At 60.1% G+C, this 19642-nt stretch carries 17 protein-coding genes and 1 tRNA gene; 7 read left to right on the top strand and 11 right to left on the bottom strand.

Annotation, left to right across the window (positions count from 1 at the left end; genetic code table 11):
* Entirely contained in the window at positions 1-912 is a 912-nt protein-coding gene (locus tag BLW50_RS20445) for a LysR family transcriptional regulator (protein WP_244544482.1), read from the bottom strand.
* A 158-nt stretch (positions 913-1070) separates the two neighbouring features.
* On the opposite strand from BLW50_RS20445, the gene BLW50_RS20440 reads away from it, so the two are divergent.
* Genes BLW50_RS20440 through BLW50_RS20430 form a run of 3 tightly spaced genes read left to right on the top strand, consistent with a single transcriptional unit; the run spans position 1071 to position 3844 of the window.
* Positions 1071-1595: an ester cyclase gene (locus BLW50_RS20440; protein WP_090705966.1), complete on the top strand. Its 525-nt coding sequence runs from the start codon at positions 1071-1073 to the stop codon at positions 1593-1595.
* A gap of 21 nt (positions 1596-1616) precedes the next feature.
* Positions 1617-3134 carry a flavin-containing monooxygenase gene (locus BLW50_RS20435; RefSeq protein ID WP_090705964.1) on the top strand — a complete coding sequence of 506 codons (1518 nt, stop codon included), beginning with the start codon at positions 1617-1619 and terminating at the stop codon, positions 3132-3134.
* Positions 3131-3844, top strand: coding sequence for an SDR family NAD(P)-dependent oxidoreductase (locus tag BLW50_RS20430; protein WP_090705961.1), 714 nt, complete (start codon positions 3131-3133; stop codon positions 3842-3844). The genes BLW50_RS20435 and BLW50_RS20430 overlap by 4 nt, the downstream gene beginning before the upstream one ends.
* A 109-nt stretch (positions 3845-3953) precedes the next feature.
* Here the strand turns inward: BLW50_RS20430 and BLW50_RS20425 are convergent, their stop codons facing one another.
* A complete protein-coding gene (locus BLW50_RS20425) occupies positions 3954-4772 on the bottom strand; it encodes an LOG family protein (RefSeq protein WP_090705959.1) in 819 nt (272 codons plus the stop codon).
* 182 nt (positions 4773-4954) lie between these two features.
* Between BLW50_RS20425 and BLW50_RS20420 the strand changes: the two genes are divergently transcribed.
* Positions 4955-5302, top strand: coding sequence for a GFA family protein (locus BLW50_RS20420; RefSeq protein ID WP_090705957.1), 348 nt, complete (start codon positions 4955-4957; stop codon positions 5300-5302).
* A 308-nt stretch (positions 5303-5610) separates the two neighbouring features.
* Here the strand turns inward: BLW50_RS20420 and BLW50_RS20415 are convergent, their stop codons facing one another.
* The 3 genes from BLW50_RS20415 to BLW50_RS20405 form a co-directional block, all read right to left on the bottom strand.
* Complete coding sequence (locus BLW50_RS20415; protein ID WP_090705956.1) at positions 5611-5922, bottom strand: hypothetical protein; 312 nt, start codon at positions 5920-5922, stop codon at positions 5611-5613.
* Positions 5923-6144: 222 nt separating this feature from the next.
* A complete protein-coding gene (locus tag BLW50_RS20410; RefSeq protein ID WP_090705954.1) occupies positions 6145-7014 on the bottom strand; it encodes a TauD/TfdA dioxygenase family protein in 870 nt (289 codons plus the stop codon).
* An 82-nt stretch (positions 7015-7096) separates the two neighbouring features.
* Positions 7097-8143: a helix-turn-helix domain-containing protein gene (locus tag BLW50_RS20405; RefSeq protein WP_090705952.1), complete on the bottom strand. Its 1047-nt coding sequence runs from the start codon at positions 8141-8143 to the stop codon at positions 7097-7099.
* A 268-nt stretch (positions 8144-8411) separates the two neighbouring features.
* Between BLW50_RS20405 and BLW50_RS20400 the strand changes: the two genes are divergently transcribed.
* Both BLW50_RS20400 and BLW50_RS20395 read left to right on the top strand, forming a co-directional pair.
* The gene (locus BLW50_RS20400; protein WP_090705950.1) at positions 8412-9422 is read left to right on the top strand and encodes a Bug family tripartite tricarboxylate transporter substrate binding protein; all 1011 of its coding nucleotides are present in this window, start codon (positions 8412-8414) and stop codon (positions 9420-9422) included.
* A 384-nt stretch (positions 9423-9806) separates the two neighbouring features.
* A complete protein-coding gene (locus BLW50_RS20395; RefSeq protein WP_244544328.1) occupies positions 9807-12386 on the top strand; it encodes a bifunctional diguanylate cyclase/phosphodiesterase in 2580 nt (859 codons plus the stop codon).
* Positions 12387-12423: 37 nt separating this feature from the next.
* Here the strand turns inward: BLW50_RS20395 and BLW50_RS20390 are convergent, their stop codons facing one another.
* The 5 genes from BLW50_RS20390 to BLW50_RS20370 form a co-directional block, all read right to left on the bottom strand.
* A complete protein-coding gene (locus BLW50_RS20390) occupies positions 12424-13377 on the bottom strand; it encodes a DMT family transporter (RefSeq protein ID WP_090705945.1) in 954 nt (317 codons plus the stop codon).
* Between the two features lie 13 nt (positions 13378-13390).
* The gene (locus BLW50_RS20385) at positions 13391-14434 is read right to left on the bottom strand and encodes a 5-oxoprolinase subunit C family protein (RefSeq protein WP_090705942.1); all 1044 of its coding nucleotides are present in this window, start codon (positions 14432-14434) and stop codon (positions 13391-13393) included.
* On the bottom strand, positions 14431-15138 hold the full coding sequence (gene pxpB, locus BLW50_RS20380; protein WP_170850271.1) for a 5-oxoprolinase subunit PxpB: 708 nt from the start codon (positions 15136-15138) through the stop codon (positions 14431-14433). Before pxpB ends, BLW50_RS20385 begins: the two co-directional genes overlap by 4 nt.
* A gap of 23 nt (positions 15139-15161) precedes the next feature.
* Entirely contained in the window at positions 15162-15872 is a 711-nt protein-coding gene (locus BLW50_RS30755; RefSeq protein WP_170850270.1) for a hypothetical protein, read from the bottom strand.
* A 329-nt stretch (positions 15873-16201) separates the two neighbouring features.
* Positions 16202-16278: transfer RNA gene (locus BLW50_RS20370), tRNA-OTHER, on the bottom strand.
* Between the two features lie 388 nt (positions 16279-16666).
* On the opposite strand from BLW50_RS20370, the gene BLW50_RS20365 reads away from it, so the two are divergent.
* On the top strand, positions 16667-17899 hold the full coding sequence (locus tag BLW50_RS20365; RefSeq protein ID WP_090705935.1) for an MFS transporter: 1233 nt from the start codon (positions 16667-16669) through the stop codon (positions 17897-17899).
* Between the two features lie 80 nt (positions 17900-17979).
* Here the strand turns inward: BLW50_RS20365 and BLW50_RS20360 are convergent, their stop codons facing one another.
* A complete protein-coding gene (locus BLW50_RS20360) occupies positions 17980-19569 on the bottom strand; it encodes a CocE/NonD family hydrolase (RefSeq protein ID WP_090705932.1) in 1590 nt (529 codons plus the stop codon).
* Positions 19570-19642: the final 73 nt, after the last annotated feature.

The following is a 19642-nucleotide window of genomic DNA, read 5'->3' as shown; positions in this document are numbered from 1 at the left end:
CTATTCGTTCACTTGTATGGCTCGCAGTTTCTCGCGGATCCAGACGTGGCCTTTGTCGCTATCCTGGCGCTTGTGCCAGCCCATGAACAGCTGCGTAATCTCGGTTTCAAAGGAGAGGTAAGCCCAGGTCAGCGCGCCGCTGCGACACAGGCTCGACACCGCCGGCTGCGGCACCGTGGCCACCAGTTCAGTATCTGGAAGCAGCCCTGAGAGAACCGACGTGTGCGGGATCGTCAGCGCGATCCGCCGCCGCGCTGCATCGCGGCCCAGCGCTGGGGCAATCGGATTGGCCGTCGCGCCGCGCGGCATGACATCGACATGGGCCAGGCCGAGGAATGTGTCATAAGGAATGACACTGCCCTTTTTTATGCCGAGCTTGCGCGCATATGTGCTGCACATCACCGCGACATAGATGCAGGAGCCGATCAACTCGCAGCGAAATGAATCGCTGATCTTGAAACGGCCGAGCGCGAAATCGGCTTTGCCGCTATCGAGCAGTTTCTCATACTCCTCTCGCGAAGCCTCCATGACTTCCAGATCAATATGCGGCGCCTCGCGCGACAGCATCCGCAGCAGCTGCGCCACATAGGTGAGCTCGCCGACATCCGTCGTGATGATGGTGAAATTGCGCTGCGAGGTCGCGGGATCGAAAGCCAGGCCTTCGGAAAGAGCCGACCGGATCGACGTCAGCCCCTGCTGGATCGGCTCATACAAAGCCAACGCAACCGGCGTTGGCTCCATGCCATTGCGCGTGCGCACGAAGAGCTGATCCTCGAACACCGCGCGCAAGCGGTTGAGCGCATTGGAAACAGCAGGTTGGGTGAGATTCAACCGCTCGGCCGCCAGCGAAACATTCTGCTCGCGCATCAAAGCCTCGAACACCCGCAAGAGGTTGAGGTCGAGCATGTTCATATTGCGCACGGGGCGACCCTCATATTCACGCCGGAAATAGTAATCAACATGAACATAAATTTGCAACGCTATCTGTCAGGCCGCACATTCGAGGCGTCCTGACGCGCGGCTCAAAAGTGCGGTCAAGGGGCAAGGGTCAAAGGACCTGGGAGAGGAACATGCTCAGCCTTGATGCGTCGCAAATCGCCAAGCGGGCGGCGCCATTCGATTATTCCGAAGACATCCACTGGGCCGGTGGCATTGCAGCCAGGCACAATTGGCAGATGATGCTGGCCCATACGAGCGCCGAGTGGTCGGGCGACCTCGATGGCACGATGGAGACCATGACGCGCAACGAGCCGTTTCAACTTATGTACGCCACGGGCCTCGAGGTGCGCGGTTTCGATGCCATGCGCGAATTCTATCGCATCCGCCTGACGACGTTTCAGGGCCAAGGCTTCTTTCCGCACCGCTGGGTGGTTTCCGATGAGATCATGGTCGGGAACGGCTATTTCTCCGGCACGCCAACGGGCACCTTTTTTGGCATGCCGACCTCCGGCAAGACTTTGTGCCTGCCGATGACGGTGTGGATCTATTTCGAAGACGGTCTGATCAAGGGCGAGGTCGCTTATCTGGATGGCCATGAACTGCGCCAACAGATCGCGCACGGCACCAGCCGGCGTCCGACCGATCCCGTACTTTAAGCAATACGAGCGAGATAAACTATGAGCGCATTACACGGCGGCAGCGAACACAAGCCATCGCAAGCCTATGACGTCGCGATTGTTGGCGCCGGTCTTGGTGGTCTCGCCTCTGCCGCCAAGCTCAAACAGGCGGGGATCAATCGCATCGTCGTGTTCGAGCGGGCTGACGATCTGGGTGGTGTATGGCGCGCCAATCGTTATCCGAATGTCGCTTGCGACACGCCGATCGATCTCTATGCCTTTTCCTACTTCCCTGGGCGCAACTGGTCGACTAACTTCGCCCCCGGCAATGAGATCTGGGACTATCTCAGTGAATTCGCCGATCAATATGACGTGCGGCCGTCGATCGAATTTCGCACCGAGGTCGCGCGCGCTATCTGGGACGAAGAGCATGCCCACTGGGCCCTTGAGACCAAGGACGGGCGCTGTTTCACAAGCCGCTTTCTAATCTGGGCCGGGGGTCTTCTGTCACGCCCTGTCGTGCCGAATGTGCCCGGCAGGGATCTGTTCAAAGGCGAAATGCTGCACACGACCGAATGGTCGGACAAGGTTCAATTGGAGGGCAAGGCCGTCGCCGTTGTCGGTGGCGGCGCCACCGCGATTCAGGTGACACCCTATGCAGCGCAACATGCCAGGAAGGCGCATGTCTTCGTGCGCACGCCGTCCTATGTCCTGCCACGGCCCGATCTGTTCTTCGCCTTGGAGGATCGCGAGAGCCCGGACTTCGCCGCCCGCCAACGCGAGCGTCGCGAGGAATGGTTCCGCCTGTTCGAGAAGATCGCCGAAGCGCGTTTTCCGATGAACAGCGAATTGATCGCGCAGCAGGAAGGCGAATGGCGCAAGCATTTCGATAAGGTGATCCACGATCCGCGCCTGCGCGACATCCTCACGCCGAACTACCGGTTCGGCTGCAAGCGCCCGCTGTTCAGCAATGACTATTATCCGGCGCTGAAACGCCCAAATGTCGAGGTGATTGGCAGTGGCGTCTCCCGCCTCACGGAAGGCAGCATCGTCGACAAGGAAGGCAATGCCTATCCGGTCGATCTCATCATCTGGGCGACGGGCTTCGACACGGCCCATATGCTCGGCGGGCTCGAAATCGCCGGGCGCGACGGCCAAACGCTTGAAGCCTTCTGGCGAGAACTACCTGAGGCCTATTACGGCACCTTGGTCAAAGGCTTCCCCAATCTGTTCCTCATCAACGGGCCAAATGTCAGCGGCGCCTCGGCCACCGACTTCATTGAGGGCCAGGTTGCCTTGATCGTCGATGCTCTGAAAGCCATGGCCCGCAGCGGCGCGCGCACCGTCGAAGTGTCGCCGCAGACCCACGACACCTACAACCAGGATATCCAGCGGCGCGCCAGCGATAGCGTGTTGGTGCTCGGCAATTGCTCGTCTTGGTATCGGGCTGGCGGCGATGGCGGTGTCTTCACCCATTGGCCCGGCACCATCGAAGCCTTTCGAGCCAAGATCACCGGCGATGCCCGCACAGGCCTTGATTATGATCTCCGCGAAGCGGAAGTGAAGGAAATGCTATGACTGATATCGCTCTTGTCACCGGTGGCACAGGCGCGATCGGCGCGGCGATATCAGCCGTATTGCAGGCGCGTGGCCTGCATGTGATTGCCGCCGATCTCGATGTTCGCCCGGTTGCGGCCGGCCAATCCTTCTTCAAATGCGATGTCACCGATCCGCAAAGCCTCGTCGCCCTGTTCGATCATGCGCAAACGCTGGGCACCATCAGATGCGTGGTCGCCGCTCATGGCATTCTGCTGGAAACACAAGCCGGCGCGTCCGATCCCACGACCATCGCCAAGGTTCTCAATATCAATCTGAACGGCGTGGCTTATCTCTGCGATCTGGCGGGCACGCGATTGGCGAACGGTTCTTCCCTATTGTTGCTCAGCAGTGTCACGGCTTTCATGGGGCGCGCCAAGGGCGCTTATGCCTATCAGGCCAGCAAAGCTGGCGTCGAATCACTGACCCGCACCTTCGCCGTCGCCTATGGGCCGCGCGGCATAAGGGTGAATTGCATCGCGCCGGGCTTCATGGCTGTTCCGATGAAAGGCGCCGGTGCCGAGCTGCGCCAAAAGCAAGGCGGCAGCGACACGGTCGGCAAGGCGGCGCCGCTTGGACAGGTGATCGCACCCGAGGAGATCGCGAGCGCTGCGGCTTTTCTATGCTCGGCGGAGGCCGCGGCGATCACCGGCGTCGTACTGCCCGTCGATGGTGGCTTCGCCGCGCTTTAACGAGGTGAGTGGCTTCGCTTTGGAACAGCACCATCGATCCGCGGCGCCGCGCGCGGTTGGATCTATGTCTAGGTAAAGCTATTGTGGCGGGGCTGCGTCGGCGAGGGGTTCAGTCGATCTGTTCCGAACCCTGAATGTGCAAGCCCCGGCGGACGAGCGAAGCCCAGCCCTCCTCGGCGGTCTCGGCGAATTCGAACAGTTTGAGGTCGTCGGCCGAGATCATGCCTTCTTCGACGAAGGCGTCGAAATTAATGATCCTGCGCCAATAGCTTTCGCCGAACAGGACGATGGGCGCCGGCGGCGCTTTGTGCGTCTGTTGCAGTGTCAGCACCTCGAACAGTTCGTCCAGGGTGCCAAAGCCACCGGGAAAAACCGCCAGCGCTCTGGCGCGCATGGCCAGATGCATCTTGCGCATCGCGAAGTAGTGGAAGCGGAAGCTCAGTTCCGGCGTGATATAGGGATTGGGTTCCTGCTCATGCGGCAGGGTGATGTTGAAGCCGACCGTCGGCGCGCCGGCATCGAACGCGCCGCGATTGGCGGCTTCCATGATGCCAGGGCCGCCGCCGGTGGTGATGACATTGTCACGCCAGCGATTCTTGGGCGCTAGCGCGCCGCCCCGCTGCGAAGCGATGTGGGCGAACTCGCGCGCGATCCGATAAAATTCGGAGCGCTTCTGCCCCTTCTCCGCCAGTGTCTTTTCGGCGTCCGTCTGCGCTTTCGCGGCGGTGGTCGCGGCCTGCTCGGGCGAGGGAATGCGCGCGCTGCCGAAAACAATAATGGTCGAGCGAATGCCCCAGTCCCGCAACGACAGCTCGGCTTTGCTGTATTCCAGAGCGAAGCGGATCGGCCGCATCTCATCGCGCAGCAGGAATTCGGTGTCCTCGACCGCGAGCAGCGTGCTGCGCGAGCCGTTCCGTGGTTCACTCATGTCGCTATTATCCGCCTTTCGAATTCGAATCTGGCGGATATTTAACAGCTTCGCAAATCACGACTCCAGGATCTTATGGTTAGCCGTGCCCGATACTCTTGCCCGCTTTCATCAGGCATCGAACTCATATATCGTGACGGCGAAGCACCGATCGACTTCACACTTCGGAAAGAAGAGACGCCATGGCCTATCGTGGAAGCTGCCACTGCGGCGCGGTTGCTTTTTCCGTTGATGGCGAACCGCCCAAAGAGGCAATGTCGTGCAATTGCTCGCACTGCCGACGGAAGGGCTTTCTGCTGACTTTCGTGCCGGTCACCCAGTTCTCTCTCGAAAGCGGCGAGGCGGACCTCGTCGCTTACACGTTCAACAAGCACAAGATCGAACATCAGTTCTGCCAGACGTGTGGCACGCAGGTTTTCGCCAAGGGTGAAATGGGCGGTGCTAAGATGCGCGCCGTCAATCTGCGCTGTGTTCCGGGCATCGATCTAGATGCGCTTGAAATCCGAAAGGTCGATGGCGCCAGTTTCTGATAGAACAATCTACGTTCTAGCCACGCGCTTGGGCGGCTTGGCGTGCCGAATGAGTCGTCTTGATAAAGAGCCAGTACGCCAGCATTTGGAGCCGAGGCGTGCGCAAGCGAACGCGCAGGCAAATCCACGTGAAAGCAACAGCACTGCTGCAGCGCCACCGATACGACAACATGAAGTGGCTGAAACGGCCTGAGGCTTGAAATGGCGGGCGAAGCTCGCGGCTCAGGCAAATCGGTCGAAAGCGACCGTGGTATCCGTAACATCAAAAAGATGGAGGGCGGGCAGGCCCGCCCTCCGGATAGTTCTGACTACCAGCAGCCGTAGTAGCCGCAGCGACGGTAGCCGTAGCCGTAGCCCGGACCGCTCGCAGCCGCGCCAAGTACCGCGCCGCCGATGACGCCAGCCGCAACGGCCGCCGTGGTGGCGTTCGCGGCGTCTTGCGACTGCGCGCGATTGGTCTGGTAGGTCGCGGCGACGCAGCGGCGATAACGCTCGGTGCCGGGGCGCAGGCCCTGGGCATCGCAGGTCATTTGCGCGCTGGCGGCGGATTCCTGCGTGGTCTGGCAACCAGCGAGGGGGATCGCGAACAGGATGCCGGCGATCGCAGCTTTAAAACGCATTTGCACAGTTTCCCTCCATAGTGGGAATAAATGGAATTAAGGCACGGCCACTAGCTACGTCGATCGCCTGATTTGTGCAACAGGCGACCGTTCGTGATCGACGGATAAATGCCGCAATACTGCGGATAAATCCTGCCTTACGATATTGTTTCGGCTTGACAGCCATCTGGTCATGGTTAAGCGCGCCCCTTGTTGCAATATTTTGCGGGCGGCCCTGGCCGGTCAGGCCGCCACCGGCGGCGCGACGCCCTCGATCTGCACACGGAATCCCGAGCGCACATTCGGCCAATAATCCCAGATCGCCTTGTGGTGGGTGCAACGATTGTCCCAGAAGGCGATCGAATGCGGCCGCCAGCGGAAGCGGCAGGTCCATTCCGGCTTGTTGCAGTGGTCGACGAGGAACTGCAGGATCCGGTCGCCTTCGAGCCGTGGCAATTCGTTGATGTGCGAGGTGAAATCCGTGTTGACGTAGATCACTTCGCGTCCTGTGACCGGATGGCGGATGATCACCGGATGCACGTTGACCGGGGTGCCGGGGCCAAAGACGCGCGTGCCATCGTGGGTGGCGGTGAGGCCTTTCAGATAGGCCTTCATCTGTGGCGACAGGGCTTCATAGGCGGCATACATGCTGGCGAACATGGTGTCGCCACCGCCGTCCGGCGGCACGGTGTGGTTATAAAGCATGCTGCCGAGCGGCGGAACGGCGGCGCACGATTGGTCGGAATGGAAGTTCTCGCCGGAGATCTGTTTCGACGTTTCGTCGTAGTGAAATTTCCGCACCAGATCGTTGTCGGTTTTCTTGCTGATGGTGGACGCGCCGACATGCTTGCCGAGCGGGCCGAAATAGCCAGCCAGGCGGATCTGATCCTCAAAGCTGATCTTTTGGTCGCGAAAGAAGATCACCTGATAGCGGGCGAAGGCATCATGCAATTCCTCGACCTGCTTGTTGCTGAGCGGCTGGGTGAGATCGATATCACTGATCTCGGCGCCGACATGCGGGCTCGACGGCGTGGCCGTGATCGTTTCATAGGTTGCGGCGGCGCCATGTGAAGCGATCTTGGCAATCTGCGGCAGGTGAGATGTTCCACTCATAGATAGTCTCCTTGCAAGTCTTTTAGATGGATATTTTGTCGTTACATCCGTTGTAATTTATCGCCGCGTCATGCGGGTTTGATCATGCGGTTTTGCTGTGTTGATAGATGCTCTGCATCAGGCGGATCAGATGGGTCTGTTCGCTGCGATTGAGAACGCTCAACATGCGCGCGTTGACGCGCTTCACACGCAGAGCCAGATCTTTTTGGAAGATCTTGCCGATTGGCGTCAGGGTGAGGCGGCGCTGCGCATGTTCTTCCGGGGACAGGAAGCCCATCGCCAGCAGCTTGGCGACGACGGCGAAAGCCGAGCCGCGATTGACGTCGATAAGTTTCGGCAGATCCTTGGTCGCGATCGTCTCAAACGCGCCGATCAGATTGAGGGCGCCGGATTCGATGGGCGTGATGTTCAGTGTGCCGCATTCAAGCGTGAACAGGTCCACGGAAATCTGTCGGCCACGGCGCAGCAGCGCCACTGGATCAAGCTTACCGTCCAGGAGATCCATCACCGCCGGGTTCTGGCGGATGGTGCCGTTGGCGGAGTGCGCCAGAACCAGTTTGGTGAAGATGCGTGTGAAGAGCGATGCCTCGCGTTCGTTGAGGCCGGCCAGGAACGAGCGTTCGACCGAGGCGATGACGCGGCGAACGCGGATGAGCGTGGCGCGCCCCTCCTTGGTCAGCGCATAGATGCGCCGCCGCCGGTCGGCCGAAGGCGCGGTGATCGCGGTGAGGTTGGCCTGCTGCAGAAAACCGATTTCCTTGGCGAAACTGACTGTGTCGAGCGCGGCCAGCTCGCGCAGCTTGTCGCTGTCGCAGGGCCCGGTGGCGAGGATGCGCAGCAACAGGCTGCCGACCGGGCTGATGCCGAGATTGCCGGCCAGGGCTTCATAGGTGTCGAAAGCGATCCGCCGGAGATGGCGCAGCAGCGGCCCCTGGCTTGAAACGGAAGGCTCGCTCAGGAAGGGCGGTGTGGCCAGCGTGGCGGGCAGGATCGAATCCGCTTCTAGCGCAGCATTTTTCTGACGGATGCGGCTGGCTTTCGTGCCCGTATCGAGCGGCGAGGTGCCAGGCGCCGGTAGGCGCGGACGCGAAGCGGCAACGCGACGAGGGCGCCGAACAGTGCCGGTCATGATAACGGCCTCCTCTCCTTCAACGTGGCGATCACGATCAGCGTCTACGCTGATATGTTGGATAGCTAATCTAAATCTATAACGGATTCGCGAGCCTGCGCAAGCTCATACTTTGCTGTAGGTGCCGTCAAGACAGGCATCATTTGCAAAAACAATTAGCTTTCCAACTTTATCGCTTCCGGCATATGTTAGTTTTACAACATCTAAAGAGCCGGCGCGGATGGTCCGGTGGGGCCAAGTCAGGCCTTAAAAGCGAGGGGATAGAGAGATGAGAAATCGCGGGGCCATTGGGCGTCAGGCGCTGTTGCGAGGATTTCTGGTAGCTGCGACCGTGTCGCTGTCAGGCCTTGCTGTTTTCGCCCAGAGCCAGGGGGGCGTGCCCAAGGAAAGCGCGCAGATGCGTTTCATCGTGCCCTTTCCCGCTGGTGGCACCCTCGACATTTTGGCCCGCACCGTCGCCAACGAGCTCGGCCCGGTGTTGGGCGAAGGGATGATTGTTGAGAACCGGGCGGGCGCGTCCGGCGCGATTGGCGCCGATTTCGTCGCCCGCGCGCCAAAGGATGGCCGCACCCTGCTGATCGCCTCCAACACGCTGGTCACCTTGCCGGCCATGCGCAAGGATATGCCCTTCGACGTGTTCAACGACCTGGCGCCGGTCATTAAGCTGGGTGAAACGCCGACCGTCCTGACGGTCCATCCGTCCTTCGCGGCAACGGACTACAAGTCGTTCGTCGATAAGGTCAAAACTCTGAAGGAGGGCGCGAGCTACAATTCCCCGGGTATCGCCTCTCCGCCGCATCTCGCCGGTGAACTGCTGTCGCGGGCGACGGGGCTCACCTTGGTGCATGTTCCTTATCGGGGAACGCAGCCTGCGGTCAGCGATCTCGTCTCCGGGCAGATTTTGGTGATGATGGCGCCGTTGAATGCGGTTCTGCCTTTTTTTGAGACGAAACAGCTCATTCCCATCGCGTTGACCGATGCGACGCGCACCAAATATCTGCCGGATACACCGACGCTGACCGAAATCGGGGTCAAGAACATGCCGCCGGTCACGTCATGGTTCGCGGTTCTGACCACGGGTGGGACACCGCCGGAGCGGATTCAGCGGCTCAATACGGAGATTGCTAAAATCCTCCGTGATCCGAAGGTGGAGGCAAGCCTCACGTCGCAAACCTTCGAAATTAAGGCTGGCACCCCGGAAGACCTGGGCAAATTGATGCGCGACGACGCCGCCATCAATGCCAAGATCGTCGCCGAGGCTCATATCTCGGCGCAGTAATCTTTTGATCTAAGCTCGCTTTTTTGAACCGCTGCCGATCATTTCGGCGGCGGTTTTCCCGTCAGGCCGCCTTGATGACGAATCGGCCGACGGCGCATATTGATATTATTAATGAAGTCGACAGGTTCCGCCGCGAAAAATTCCGCGTCAGCTAAATGTCATTTATTATGATCCGCGTGTCCGAAGTCGCACAGTACCGCCGTGGAAGAGGTCGCGTCTTAACGTTGGCTTAACCAGCGATCCTAAAAGTCGGGGGATTAAAGTTATTGAAACAACGATACGCCAAATTAGCCTAAGGAAATCAAGGCGCATATCGAAATGCAGCTGCACATCGCTCATCTGCCAAAATTGATCTTTCAGCGCCGGACATCCGCGATTCTGGGGATGATCATCATTGCCCTGTTGTGGGTCGCCGTCGCGGCGATCTACCGCGAGGACATCAACCAGGACCAGCTCGACTACGAACGGCGTAATCAGAACTATGCCATGCTGTTCGAAGAGAACGTTCTGCGGTCTATTGGTGAGATCGATAAGTCCCTGCTCTATCTGCGGCGCAGCGTCGAGGCGGCGAAGGACTATAAAGACTACCAGACCATCGTCATGACCACCGACGTCCTGAGCGAGATCATCGTTCAGATGGCGGTCATCGATGCCGACGGCATCAGCCGCGGTTCCAACGCGACGGCCCAGCCAACAGGCGTGATCAGCGTCAAGGATCGCGAACATTTCCGGGCGCATCTCGATAGCAATGAAGACAAGCTGTTCATCAGCAAGCCGGTGATTGGCCGGGCCAGCGGCAAGTGGTCGGTTCAATTCACCCGTCGCTTCTCCAATAAGGATGGCTCGTTCGCCGGCGTCGTCGTGGCCTCGATGTCGCCTGAGCATTTTGCCAGTTTTTACGACAAGATCGATCTGGGATCGGCGACAGCGGTCGCTTTGATCGGCAGCGATGGCGTTGTGCGTTCGAGCGGCGGGGCTGCCGAACGTTTGCCGCTTGGGCAGAGCCTGAAGGGCACCAAACTGTTCAGCGCCATGGAAGCCGGGAAGGACACGACCTTCGAGGATACAGGTGTATCCCCTGACGATGAGGCGCAGTTCATCACCGTCCATCCGGTGCGCGGCTATCCGCTCTGGGTCTCGGTCAGCACGAAAACCAATGCCATCTACGAGGCGTCCTGGGCCAATCTTAAACAGAACGTCTGGATTGTCGGCTGCCTCACGCTTCTGACTTTGATCGCGCTGGAGCAGATCCTCCGGGCCGAGGAGCGGGCGCAGCAGAAAGCGGAACAATTGCAGCTGACCCTGGAGCATATCAGCCAGGGCATCATGCTGGTCACCAAGGATCACCAGGTGCCGATCCTCAACCGGCGTTGCGGTGAGCTGCTGCAATTGCCGAAGGACATGGTCGAAAAGCCGCCCTCCTTTTTCGAGCTGGCGCAATTTGGCGCTCGGAACGGCAATTTCACCCTCGCCATCGATCCTGTCGACCGCAAGGCCGGGGAGCCGACAACCGACCCGAAGATCGAAGACTACAAGCGCCCCGATGGCGCCTATATCGAAGTGCGTAAAACCAGGCTTCCCGATGGCGGCGTCGTTCAGACGTTCACCGACATCACCGTGCGCCGCGAAGCCGAGGCCCATATTGCCCGGCTCGCCTCGGAAGATCCGCTGACGAAACTGGCGAACCGACGGGTGTTCCGCTCCAAGATCGATGAACTCACCCGGCAGCGCCGCATGTCAGGCGTGCCTGAAGAACGACAGGCGGAATTCGCGGTTCTGTTTCTCGACATGGATCGCTTTAAAGTCGTCAACGACACTCTTGGCCATCGGATTGGTGACCGACTATTGGTCGAGGTGGCGCAACGGCTGCGGGCGACTCTGCGCCGGAACGACCTGCTTGCCCGCTTGGGCGGCGATGAATTCGCGATTCTGATCAGCTCTTTCGACAGCTATGAAGAAATCCAGAAATTGGCGGCGCGGCTCATCGACGTGGTGACGCAGCCGTTCCAGGTTGACCGTCATCTGATCACCACCAGCGTCAGCGTCGGCATCGCCGTAGGCCCGCGCGATGGCAAGACCGACGACGATCTTCTGGTGGCGGCCGATCTGGCGCTCTATGCGGTCAAAGTGTCGGGGCGCGGTTCCTATCGGTTCTACGAGCAGCGCATGCATGACGACGTCAATGATCGTCATCAGGTCGAATCGGATCTGCGCCATGCGCTCGAGAACAACGAGTTGCAACTGCATTACCAGCCGATCATCGATGTCAAACGCAATGCGATCGTGGCGTTCGAAGCTCTGGCGCGCTGGCACCATCCGACAAAGGGTATGATCTCGCCGGCGACGTTCATTTCCGTGGCGGAAGATTGCGGCTTGATTCTTCCCCTGGGCGAATGGGCACTTGGCGAGGCGTGTCGCGCCGCTAAATCCTGGCCAGGGGAGCTGAGTGTTTCGGTCAACCTGTCTCCGGTCCAGATCGTCAGTCCGCACCTATCGCAGACCATTAGCCGCGTGCTGCTCGAAACCAACCTGGAGCCGAGCCGCCTCACTCTTGAGATCACCGAGCGGGTGCTGCTCGATGAGACGGATAAAACCATCTCCACCCTGCGCAGGCTGAAGGACATTGGCGTAAAACTGGCGCTCGACGATTTCGGCACGGGCTATTCGTCGTTGTCCTATCTGCGCAACTTCCCCTTCGACATCGTCAAGATCGATCGCAGTTTCGTCGCCGATCTCGGCCGTGACAGCTCGAGCAATGTCATTGTTCAGGCAATTGTGCTCTTGGCCGATGGGCTGGGCATCAAAACCGTTGCCGAAGGGATTGAGACGTCGGCGCAGCTGCAATTGCTGCAGGGGCTCGGTTGCGGCGCCGTGCAGGGCTATCTCCCCGGCAGGCCGGTGCCGATCACGGAGGTCCCTGCAGTGATCGAGGAATGGGAAGACAAGAAGTATATTCCCGCGTAACGCGCCGGGCCGCGCTGAAACTGTTTTGGAATTTGCTTTAAGCCGCTTTCGCGCGCCGGCGGCGCGCTTCATGCCACAAAAGAAACAGGCCGGAGGCAATGACGATGGCCGAGCCGGTCAGCAGCGCCGTGGTCGGCACATCGCCCCAGACCAGAAATCCGATCACCATCACCCACACGAGCATGAAGTAGAAGAACGGCGAGACGGCGGTGGCCGGCGCCAGGACCAGCGCCTTGGTCCAGAAATATTGCCCGATCAGATTGGTGATGCCGCCCAGTGCGAACAGCGCCAGGTCAGCGGGCGGCGCCCATTTCACGCCGAAGAACAAGAGAAAGGCGTGGAAAAACGTCACTGTGCTTAATTGCCAGATCAGCAGAGTCTGTGGCGATTCCGTCGAAGCCATGCCGCGTACGGCCACCGTCACCGTGCCCAGCATGATGGCGTTGAGCAGAGCGAAGATGGCGCCGAGCGTCAACGTGTCCGCGCCAGGATTGGTCACGATCAGCACACCGGTGAAGCCGATGAGCAGGACGAGCCATCGCACCGGCCCGGCCTTCTCCTTGAGAAAGACAATCGCAACGAGCGCCGACCACAGCGGCGCCGAGAAATTGATGGCGACGGCGCCGGCCAGCGGCATCAGGCCAAACGCCAAAACGGAAAAGGTTTGCGACAACGATTGCGACAGCCCGCGCATCAGATGGTTTTGTGGCTGCTTGGTGCCATAGACACTGAAACCATGGATCGGCAGCAGAATGGCCGAGGCGATCACCAGCCCGACGAGCGAGCGCGAGAACATGACCTGGCCGATCGGGTAGTTGGCGATCAGCCATTTGCTGACCGCATGGGTGGCGGCGAAGGCGACCGTCGCGGCGATCATGCACATGATCCCGAGCGGGATATTGCCCTCGGCCTGCGCCGGTGGCCGCGCAGCGGCGGCCGCCGGTTCGGCGAGGCGTGGCAGGGACGGGTTTTGCGAGGCGGCGTCGTTCATGGTGGTCCAGGGTCTATGCCGGAAGCGAGGCGTCGACAACGCCGCTGATCAGGTTCACGCCGAACAATCGGCTGGCGATGTCGCCAGGCTGGTAGGGAGAGAGACGACGGGGCAGGGATTCGATCTCATCGAGGAACAGGCGGCGCAGCCGGCTCGCCTCCTCAAGGGTGACTTCCGCAAAGGCGACACTGCTGCCCAGGCGCACCCGTCCGAGTGCCGGAAGATCGGCTGAAATTACTGTGGCGATCTTCGGGTAGCCGCCGGTCGTTTGCCGGTCGACCATCAGGATGATCGGCTGGCCATCGCCTGGAACCTGGATGGACCCCGGTGCGATCGCATCGGAAATAATATTGAAGCCCTGCGCATGTTCGAGTTTCGGGCCGGACAGGCGCATGCCCATCCGGTTTGAATCGGGCCTGACGGTATATTGCCCCTCGAACAGTTGGCGCAGCGCCGCATCGGAGAAATAGTCGGACTGCGGCCCGACGATGACGCGAAAGCGTGGCGGCAAACTGAGATCCAGTTCGCTCATCTGATATTCGCCACGCTCGCTGGCGCTTTGTCGTTGCAACGGCAGCAGGTCGCCGGCCATCAGGGCGCGGCCATGCCAGCCACCCATGCCGCCACGAATATAGGTCGAAACGCTGCCGAAGACGGGTCGCAGCGCAAAGCCGCCTTCCACCGCGATATAGGCGACGGCGGAATCCTGCAGCGCGCCGATGCGGATGATGTCACCGCGCCGGGCGCTAAAACTGCGCAATGTGCCAACCGAGGTGCCGGTTCGGGCTGTCTCATCCGGGAAGACTTCGACGGAGACGTTGGCGCCGGCGCAGGCAAAGCGCAGGCTGTCGGCCTCCACACGTAGTTTCGGGCCGAGATAGGCCACTTCAAGCGCGCCGACTTCAGGTGCATTGCCGACCAGGACATTGGCGGCGCGAAAGCTCAACGGGTCCAGTGCGCCGCCGACGGCAACACCGAGATGTTGGAAGCCAGGCCTTCCCAGGTCTTGGACAGTGGTCTGTAGACCCGGCTCGAGGATGGCGAGCGCCGCCGTCATGACAAGATGGGGATTGGCGCGCTGCCGCTCGCTCGTAAATGCTCGAACTCGCGCAGCGAGATGGGTTGCAGTTGCACTTTGTCGCCGGCCGAGAGCAGCGCATCGGCATGGCCATCCTGGGCCCAGAGCGCCGCAGGCGATTGGCCGATGAGATGCCAGCCGCATGGCGTCTCCATCGGATAGATGCAGGTCATCTTGCCGCCGATCCCCACCGATCCGGCGGGCACTTTGAGGCGCGGGCTCTCGCGGCGCGGCAAGGCCAATGCGTCGGGCAAGTCGCCCAGATAGGCGAGGCCAGGCAGAAAGCCCAGCATATAGACATGATACTTGATGCTGCTGTGCAGATCGACGACCTCGGCGGGAGACATGCCGCAAGTGTCCGCCACATAGGTCAGGTCGAGCGCCAGCGCGGGATCATAGCAGATGGGCACTTGCCACAGCCGGCCGGAGCTTTCCTGGACCAGAAGCCCCGACATGGTGGCGTCGATCAAGGCTTGTAGGGCGCCCGACGAAGCGATCAGCGGTTCGTAATAGATGATGAGCGAGCGGATCGTCGGGACGATTTCGGAGATGCCGCGAATCTTCTGTTCGCTCAAGCTCTGCCCTAGGGCGACGACCCGTTCACTGATGCGTTGTTCGATACGGTTGCCGAAATCAACCACCAGTGCGGTATCTCCAGCCGACATCACCTTATAGTCGGCCATGAACTGCCCTTTCACCGGTCGTCTCAGCCCATCACTATGCCGCCTTGTCCGGTCGCGGGGATAGGCTCCGAAGGGAGGAACCAGGGCTTGTCGCTGACGCCGTGGCGGATCGAGAACATGTAAAAAACGGGAAGATGCTCGGGAAAGATGTCGCGCATCTCGCTGCCGTTGAAGCTCACGAATATACAGCGCGGATAGATCAGTTCGACCACTTTCCGCTCGATCATATTGGCCTGGTAATAGCGCGTGGCGCCTTCCTCGACGGTGCCTTCGCCACGGAACCATTTGGCGGCGCAGTCGCGCAAGGTGGTCATCAGATAGCTGGGCACGACGGCTTGCGCCGCATCCGCCTGCAACGGCAGATCGATCTCGGCGATCAACTCGCTGAGCAGCCGGGTCTTGAAGCCTCTTGCTGCGGCATTGGCCGTGAGTTCGCCGAAATAGGACGTGATGGCTTCGTGCTTATGGCCGTTCAGCGCGGCGTGGGTATCCGTGAAGATCAAGGTGACGTCGACGCCGGCGGGATAAATCTGCCGGATGCGCTCCATCATCGAATTCATATAGTCGAGGCAATTCAATTCCGGCGTGCCAAAGAACGGGCGCGGCCCCTTGCCCCAATAGACGACGAAGGGCACCGGCGCGCCTTTGGTCAAGGCCTCCTGAATAATGCCAAGCATGAGATCAGGATTGTCCGGCTTCTCGCGCTTGAAGGCGCGCGTGTTGAACGCTTTCAACACCAGCTCGGCGGTGATTTGGCGTGGGAAGAAGCGGTTGTTCTTAGGCGGGGCAGGAACTGGGACAAGAGCGGGAGCACCAGCTGGAGCAATCGCTGGAACAGGTCGCGGCGGTTGCGGTAGGGCTACGTTCCTATCGACAGTTTCATGTACAGATTCAGACACAGACGCCGTTGTTTCATACGACATAGCGCTACTACTGCCCCAGAGATGAATGCCATTGTTAACACTACATTAACGTTAACAAGAGAGTAGCGTCAACGGTTGGTCATGCTAAAGGTCGGAGAAATAAGAAAAATCCGACGTCCTCTAAATATAGCTATGAGGAATGGAGCTGGGTGAAGGGACTTGAACCTATCATCTCACCAGATACGTCTGGTGGCTTTACCAGTTAAGCTAACCCAGCAAACACGTTCGACGTGGCCTAAAAGAATCCCGCCGTGTGTGGACCACTGCACTGGAACTCCAGGTTGTAAAAGTCAATCGCTGCTCAGTAATTACGCACGGGTTCTGCAACGATTGGTGAATACAAAATTACGAGTGCGAAAAACATCCACGCATCTTAGGTGGATGTTATGACCGCGGAACTTCGGCTGGGCTCGAAGCTGCGGTGATCCGTTACGCTCCCCTTTGTCCGTTCCCGTTCGGTGTCGCGCCTGGCGCGTCTGCAAGGCCTAACGCCGTTCGCCTGAATTGGTTCGATCGCTCGCGCCTCCCGTTGACAGATAAACTACACTGATTAGTATCCTTTTGAGGGGGCCAGTGCGGAGGGGCATTGGCTAAGGGAGGGAACGATGACTCAGATTCCGCAATCTATGGCGGCGCATGCCGTGAGGACCGGCAGCGGCAATGCTGGTTGGTCGACGACTTTAGCATCGATGTTTGGCCTGACCTTCGGCGCCAGTTCGCTGACGGTCCTGGCTTTCGCCGCCTTCATGGCGCCGCTGCAACAGGAGTTTGGCTGGCGCATTCCCGATATCGCCATCGGCGCTTCGATCATCACGATCATGATCATGATCCTGTCGCCGATCCAGGGGGCGCTCGTCGACAAATACGGCAGCCGCCGGCTGATCCTGATCAGCATTCCGCTGTTCGCGGCTTCGCTCGCTTCGATGTATTTCCTGCCCAACAGTCTGATGGTTTTCTATGCCGCCTGGGTGGGGATCTCGATTTGCGGATTAGGCTGCTGGCCGATTTCCTATCTGCGCGCGACGGCCGGCTGGTTCGATAAAAACCTCGGCCTGGCACTGGGTGTCGCCAATGCGGGCATCGGCGTCGGAGTGGCCTTGACGCCGGTGATCGTCGCCACGTTGATCGGCGCCTATGGCTGGCGCGAAGCCTTTCTCGGGCTGGGCGTCCTCGCCCTGCTGGTGTGGCCGGTGGTCTATTTTTTCCTGGTCGAGCCGACCCGCGACGTCGCGGCGGCGATCGGGGAAGGGCAGGAGTTCTGGGAGGCGGCGAAGACACGGCCGTTCCTGATCGCTGTCGCTGCCTTCTTTCTGCTCGGCCTTTTCAGCAGCACGACGGTCGTCCATCAGGTTCGCATCTTTCTCGACGCCGGCATTCCGGCAGCGACCGCCACGGCCATTCCATCGGCTTTCGGCATTGCCTTGATCGTCGCCCGGCTGGGGACGGGCTGGCTGCTCGATCATGTGCAAGCGTCGATCGTCATGGCGTTCTTTTTGATCGGCGGTTTCATCACGGCCCTGCTCTATGCCCAGGGGCCGAGCTTGCCGATGGCGATTGTCGGCGCGGCTCTCGCTGGCCTAATCGTCGGCGCCGAGTTCGACGTGCTGAGCTATATCATCCCGCGCTATCATGGCCGCAAATCGCTAGGCAAAATTTACGGTGCGATTTTCGCCGTGTTTCAATTCGCCGGCGCTACGGGGATTTTTCTGGCTGGCATGAGCCGCGAGGCGACCGGCAGCTATTCGCTGACGATGTACGTCCTCGCTGCGGTCTGCCTCGCTTGCATCGCTCTGTTTATGATGATGGGGCCGTATCGTTACCAGCGCGGCGCCCACTAAATTAACGCACTCAGAAAAGCGACGGCTCGGTTCTGTTTCAATCAGAACCGGGCCTTCATGTCATCGCATCTTCATCCCGTCTATTCGAGCACCGACAACAGCAGCCGGGTCGGATGGGCTGATGTATGATGGATGGTGTCGCGGCCGACCCGGTCGGGCGTATAGGCATGCGAGAAAATCGGATCGGTGATCAGGGAATCGCCATTGGCGATTTCGAGCCGTAAGCGTGAACCGGCTTTCGCCAGATAGCCGGCATGCATCAGCGGCACCCGGCATTCGACGATCTCATTGGGTGCAAGCGGCACTTCCCGGCGGTGATCGGGCGCTGGCGCGCGAGGACGGTCTAGCGTCTTGTCCGTCTGCCGGTGCGACGCCCGTAGCCAGCCCTTGGTGATGACATTGGCGCGCCCGCCATCCGGCGCGTCGCTGAGCCGGACGATGAGATCGGCCTCCTTGGCTGTCGAGGAGAGATAGACGACAAGCTCGCAGGGACCGGCGATCTCGATATCGCGCTCAAGCGGGGCTGAGGTGAAAGTCAGAATTTCGCGCAGCGGATCGGGGCCTTTGGCATCGAGCGTGGCGACACCGATCGCCCAATCGGCGCGCGGATAATCATAGGAGGTCGCGCCGCCCTGCGCGGGCGGTGATCCAGCAAGGCTGCCATCGTTCAAAGATTGAACCGTGCCGCTGGGTTGATCACCGAGATAGAAGACCCGTTCGCTGACGTCGCTTGGCGGCCAGGCAGTTGATGCGCGCAGCGTGCCTTTGCCCCTGACGAAGGTTTCGACCGCCGGCTTGTTTTCGAAACCGTTCTCGATCCCCTTTAGATAGCGATCGTAGAAGGGCAGCAGAATCTTTTCATGGAAGGCTGGCGTCTCGAACTCGGCGCAGGCCTCGAAGGCATTCGGCGCGCCGGTGATCATCAGCCATTTCGGTCCTTTGACCAGATCCCAGCCGGCGATATTGCCCCCCAGATGCAGATCCATCTTGGCCCAGACGCCGATGGAATAGATCGGAATGGAGACATCAGCGAGCTTTGAGCGCAGCTCGCGCTCCTTCCAGAAGTCGTCATAGGTTGGATGCAGGCCAATCTCGTAGGAGAGATCATAAGGAATATGGCGGCTCTCGCCCTGCGCCGGATTGCGATTGATCGGCCGCACCGTGTTGTTCCACCACAGCGACATGAACTCGCTGGGAATGCCACCCGTATAGGCCCAGCCGTTATAGAGATCGATATGGCCGTCATAGGGCGCGATGCAGGCCAGATGCGGCGGCTTCTCCGCCGCCATGAACCATTGCGACGTGCCGTAGTAGGATTCGCCAATGCCGCCGACCTTGCCGCTGCACCAGGGCTGCGCCGCGATCCATTCGATCACTTCATAGAGGTCGCGTCGCTCGCGCGTGTTGAAGAAGCCATAGTCCCCGCCCGAGCGGCCCGAGCCGCGCACGTCGAGGCGGACATAGGCATAGCCCTGTTCGAGATACCAATGGATCGGCCCGGTCTCGCGCCACAGGAAACGCTTGGTGTCCGGCAGGTCGTCGTTGTCGAAGCGATAAGGCGAAACGCCGAACAAGGTCGGGAACGGGCCCGCGCCTGCGGGTATATGCAGGCGGACGGCGAGCTTCACGCCGTCGCTCATCTCGACAAAAAGATCACGCTGAATGGTCATTCGGTCCCTCCCTGGAACATCAAAAGTACACTATAGAGTGTATTTGATGTCAACCGTCAGAAAGCGGGCCGTC

Origin of the sequence: Beijerinckia sp. 28-YEA-48 (assembly GCF_900104955.1) — a bacterium.
Taxonomy (GTDB): Bacteria; Pseudomonadota; Alphaproteobacteria; order Rhizobiales; family Beijerinckiaceae; genus Terripilifer.
This window is presented reverse-complemented; position numbering and strand designations above follow the sequence as displayed.

Bases quoted from the DNA above. Each gene is read 5' to 3' on its own strand.
- BLW50_RS20445 (WP_244544482.1), bottom strand. From the start codon at position 912: ATGAACATGCTCGACCTCAACCTCTTGCGGGTGTTCGAGGCTTTGATG.
- BLW50_RS20440 (WP_090705966.1), top strand. From the start codon at position 1,071: ATGCTCAGCCTTGATGCGTCGCAAATCGCCAAGCGGGCGGCGCCATTC.
- BLW50_RS20435 (WP_090705964.1), top strand. From the start codon at position 1,617: ATGAGCGCATTACACGGCGGCAGCGAACACAAGCCATCGCAAGCCTAT.
- BLW50_RS20430 (WP_090705961.1), top strand. From the start codon at position 3,131: ATGACTGATATCGCTCTTGTCACCGGTGGCACAGGCGCGATCGGCGCG.
- BLW50_RS20425 (WP_090705959.1), bottom strand. From the start codon at position 4,772: ATGAGTGAACCACGGAACGGCTCGCGCAGCACGCTGCTCGCGGTCGAG.
- BLW50_RS20420 (WP_090705957.1), top strand. From the start codon at position 4,955: ATGGCCTATCGTGGAAGCTGCCACTGCGGCGCGGTTGCTTTTTCCGTT.
- BLW50_RS20415 (WP_090705956.1), bottom strand. From the start codon at position 5,922: ATGCGTTTTAAAGCTGCGATCGCCGGCATCCTGTTCGCGATCCCCCTC.
- BLW50_RS20410 (WP_090705954.1), bottom strand. From the start codon at position 7,014: ATGAGTGGAACATCTCACCTGCCGCAGATTGCCAAGATCGCTTCACAT.
- BLW50_RS20405 (WP_090705952.1), bottom strand. From the start codon at position 8,143: ATGACCGGCACTGTTCGGCGCCCTCGTCGCGTTGCCGCTTCGCGTCCG.
- BLW50_RS20400 (WP_090705950.1), top strand. From the start codon at position 8,412: ATGAGAAATCGCGGGGCCATTGGGCGTCAGGCGCTGTTGCGAGGATTT.
- BLW50_RS20395 (WP_244544328.1), top strand. From the start codon at position 9,807: ATGATCATCATTGCCCTGTTGTGGGTCGCCGTCGCGGCGATCTACCGC.
- BLW50_RS20390 (WP_090705945.1), bottom strand. From the start codon at position 13,377: ATGAACGACGCCGCCTCGCAAAACCCGTCCCTGCCACGCCTCGCCGAA.
- BLW50_RS20385 (WP_090705942.1), bottom strand. From the start codon at position 14,434: ATGACGGCGGCGCTCGCCATCCTCGAGCCGGGTCTACAGACCACTGTC.
- pxpB (WP_170850271.1), bottom strand. From the start codon at position 15,138: ATGGCCGACTATAAGGTGATGTCGGCTGGAGATACCGCACTGGTGGTT.
- BLW50_RS20365 (WP_090705935.1), top strand. From the start codon at position 16,667: ATGACTCAGATTCCGCAATCTATGGCGGCGCATGCCGTGAGGACCGGC.
- BLW50_RS20360 (WP_090705932.1), bottom strand. From the start codon at position 19,569: ATGACCATTCAGCGTGATCTTTTTGTCGAGATGAGCGACGGCGTGAAG.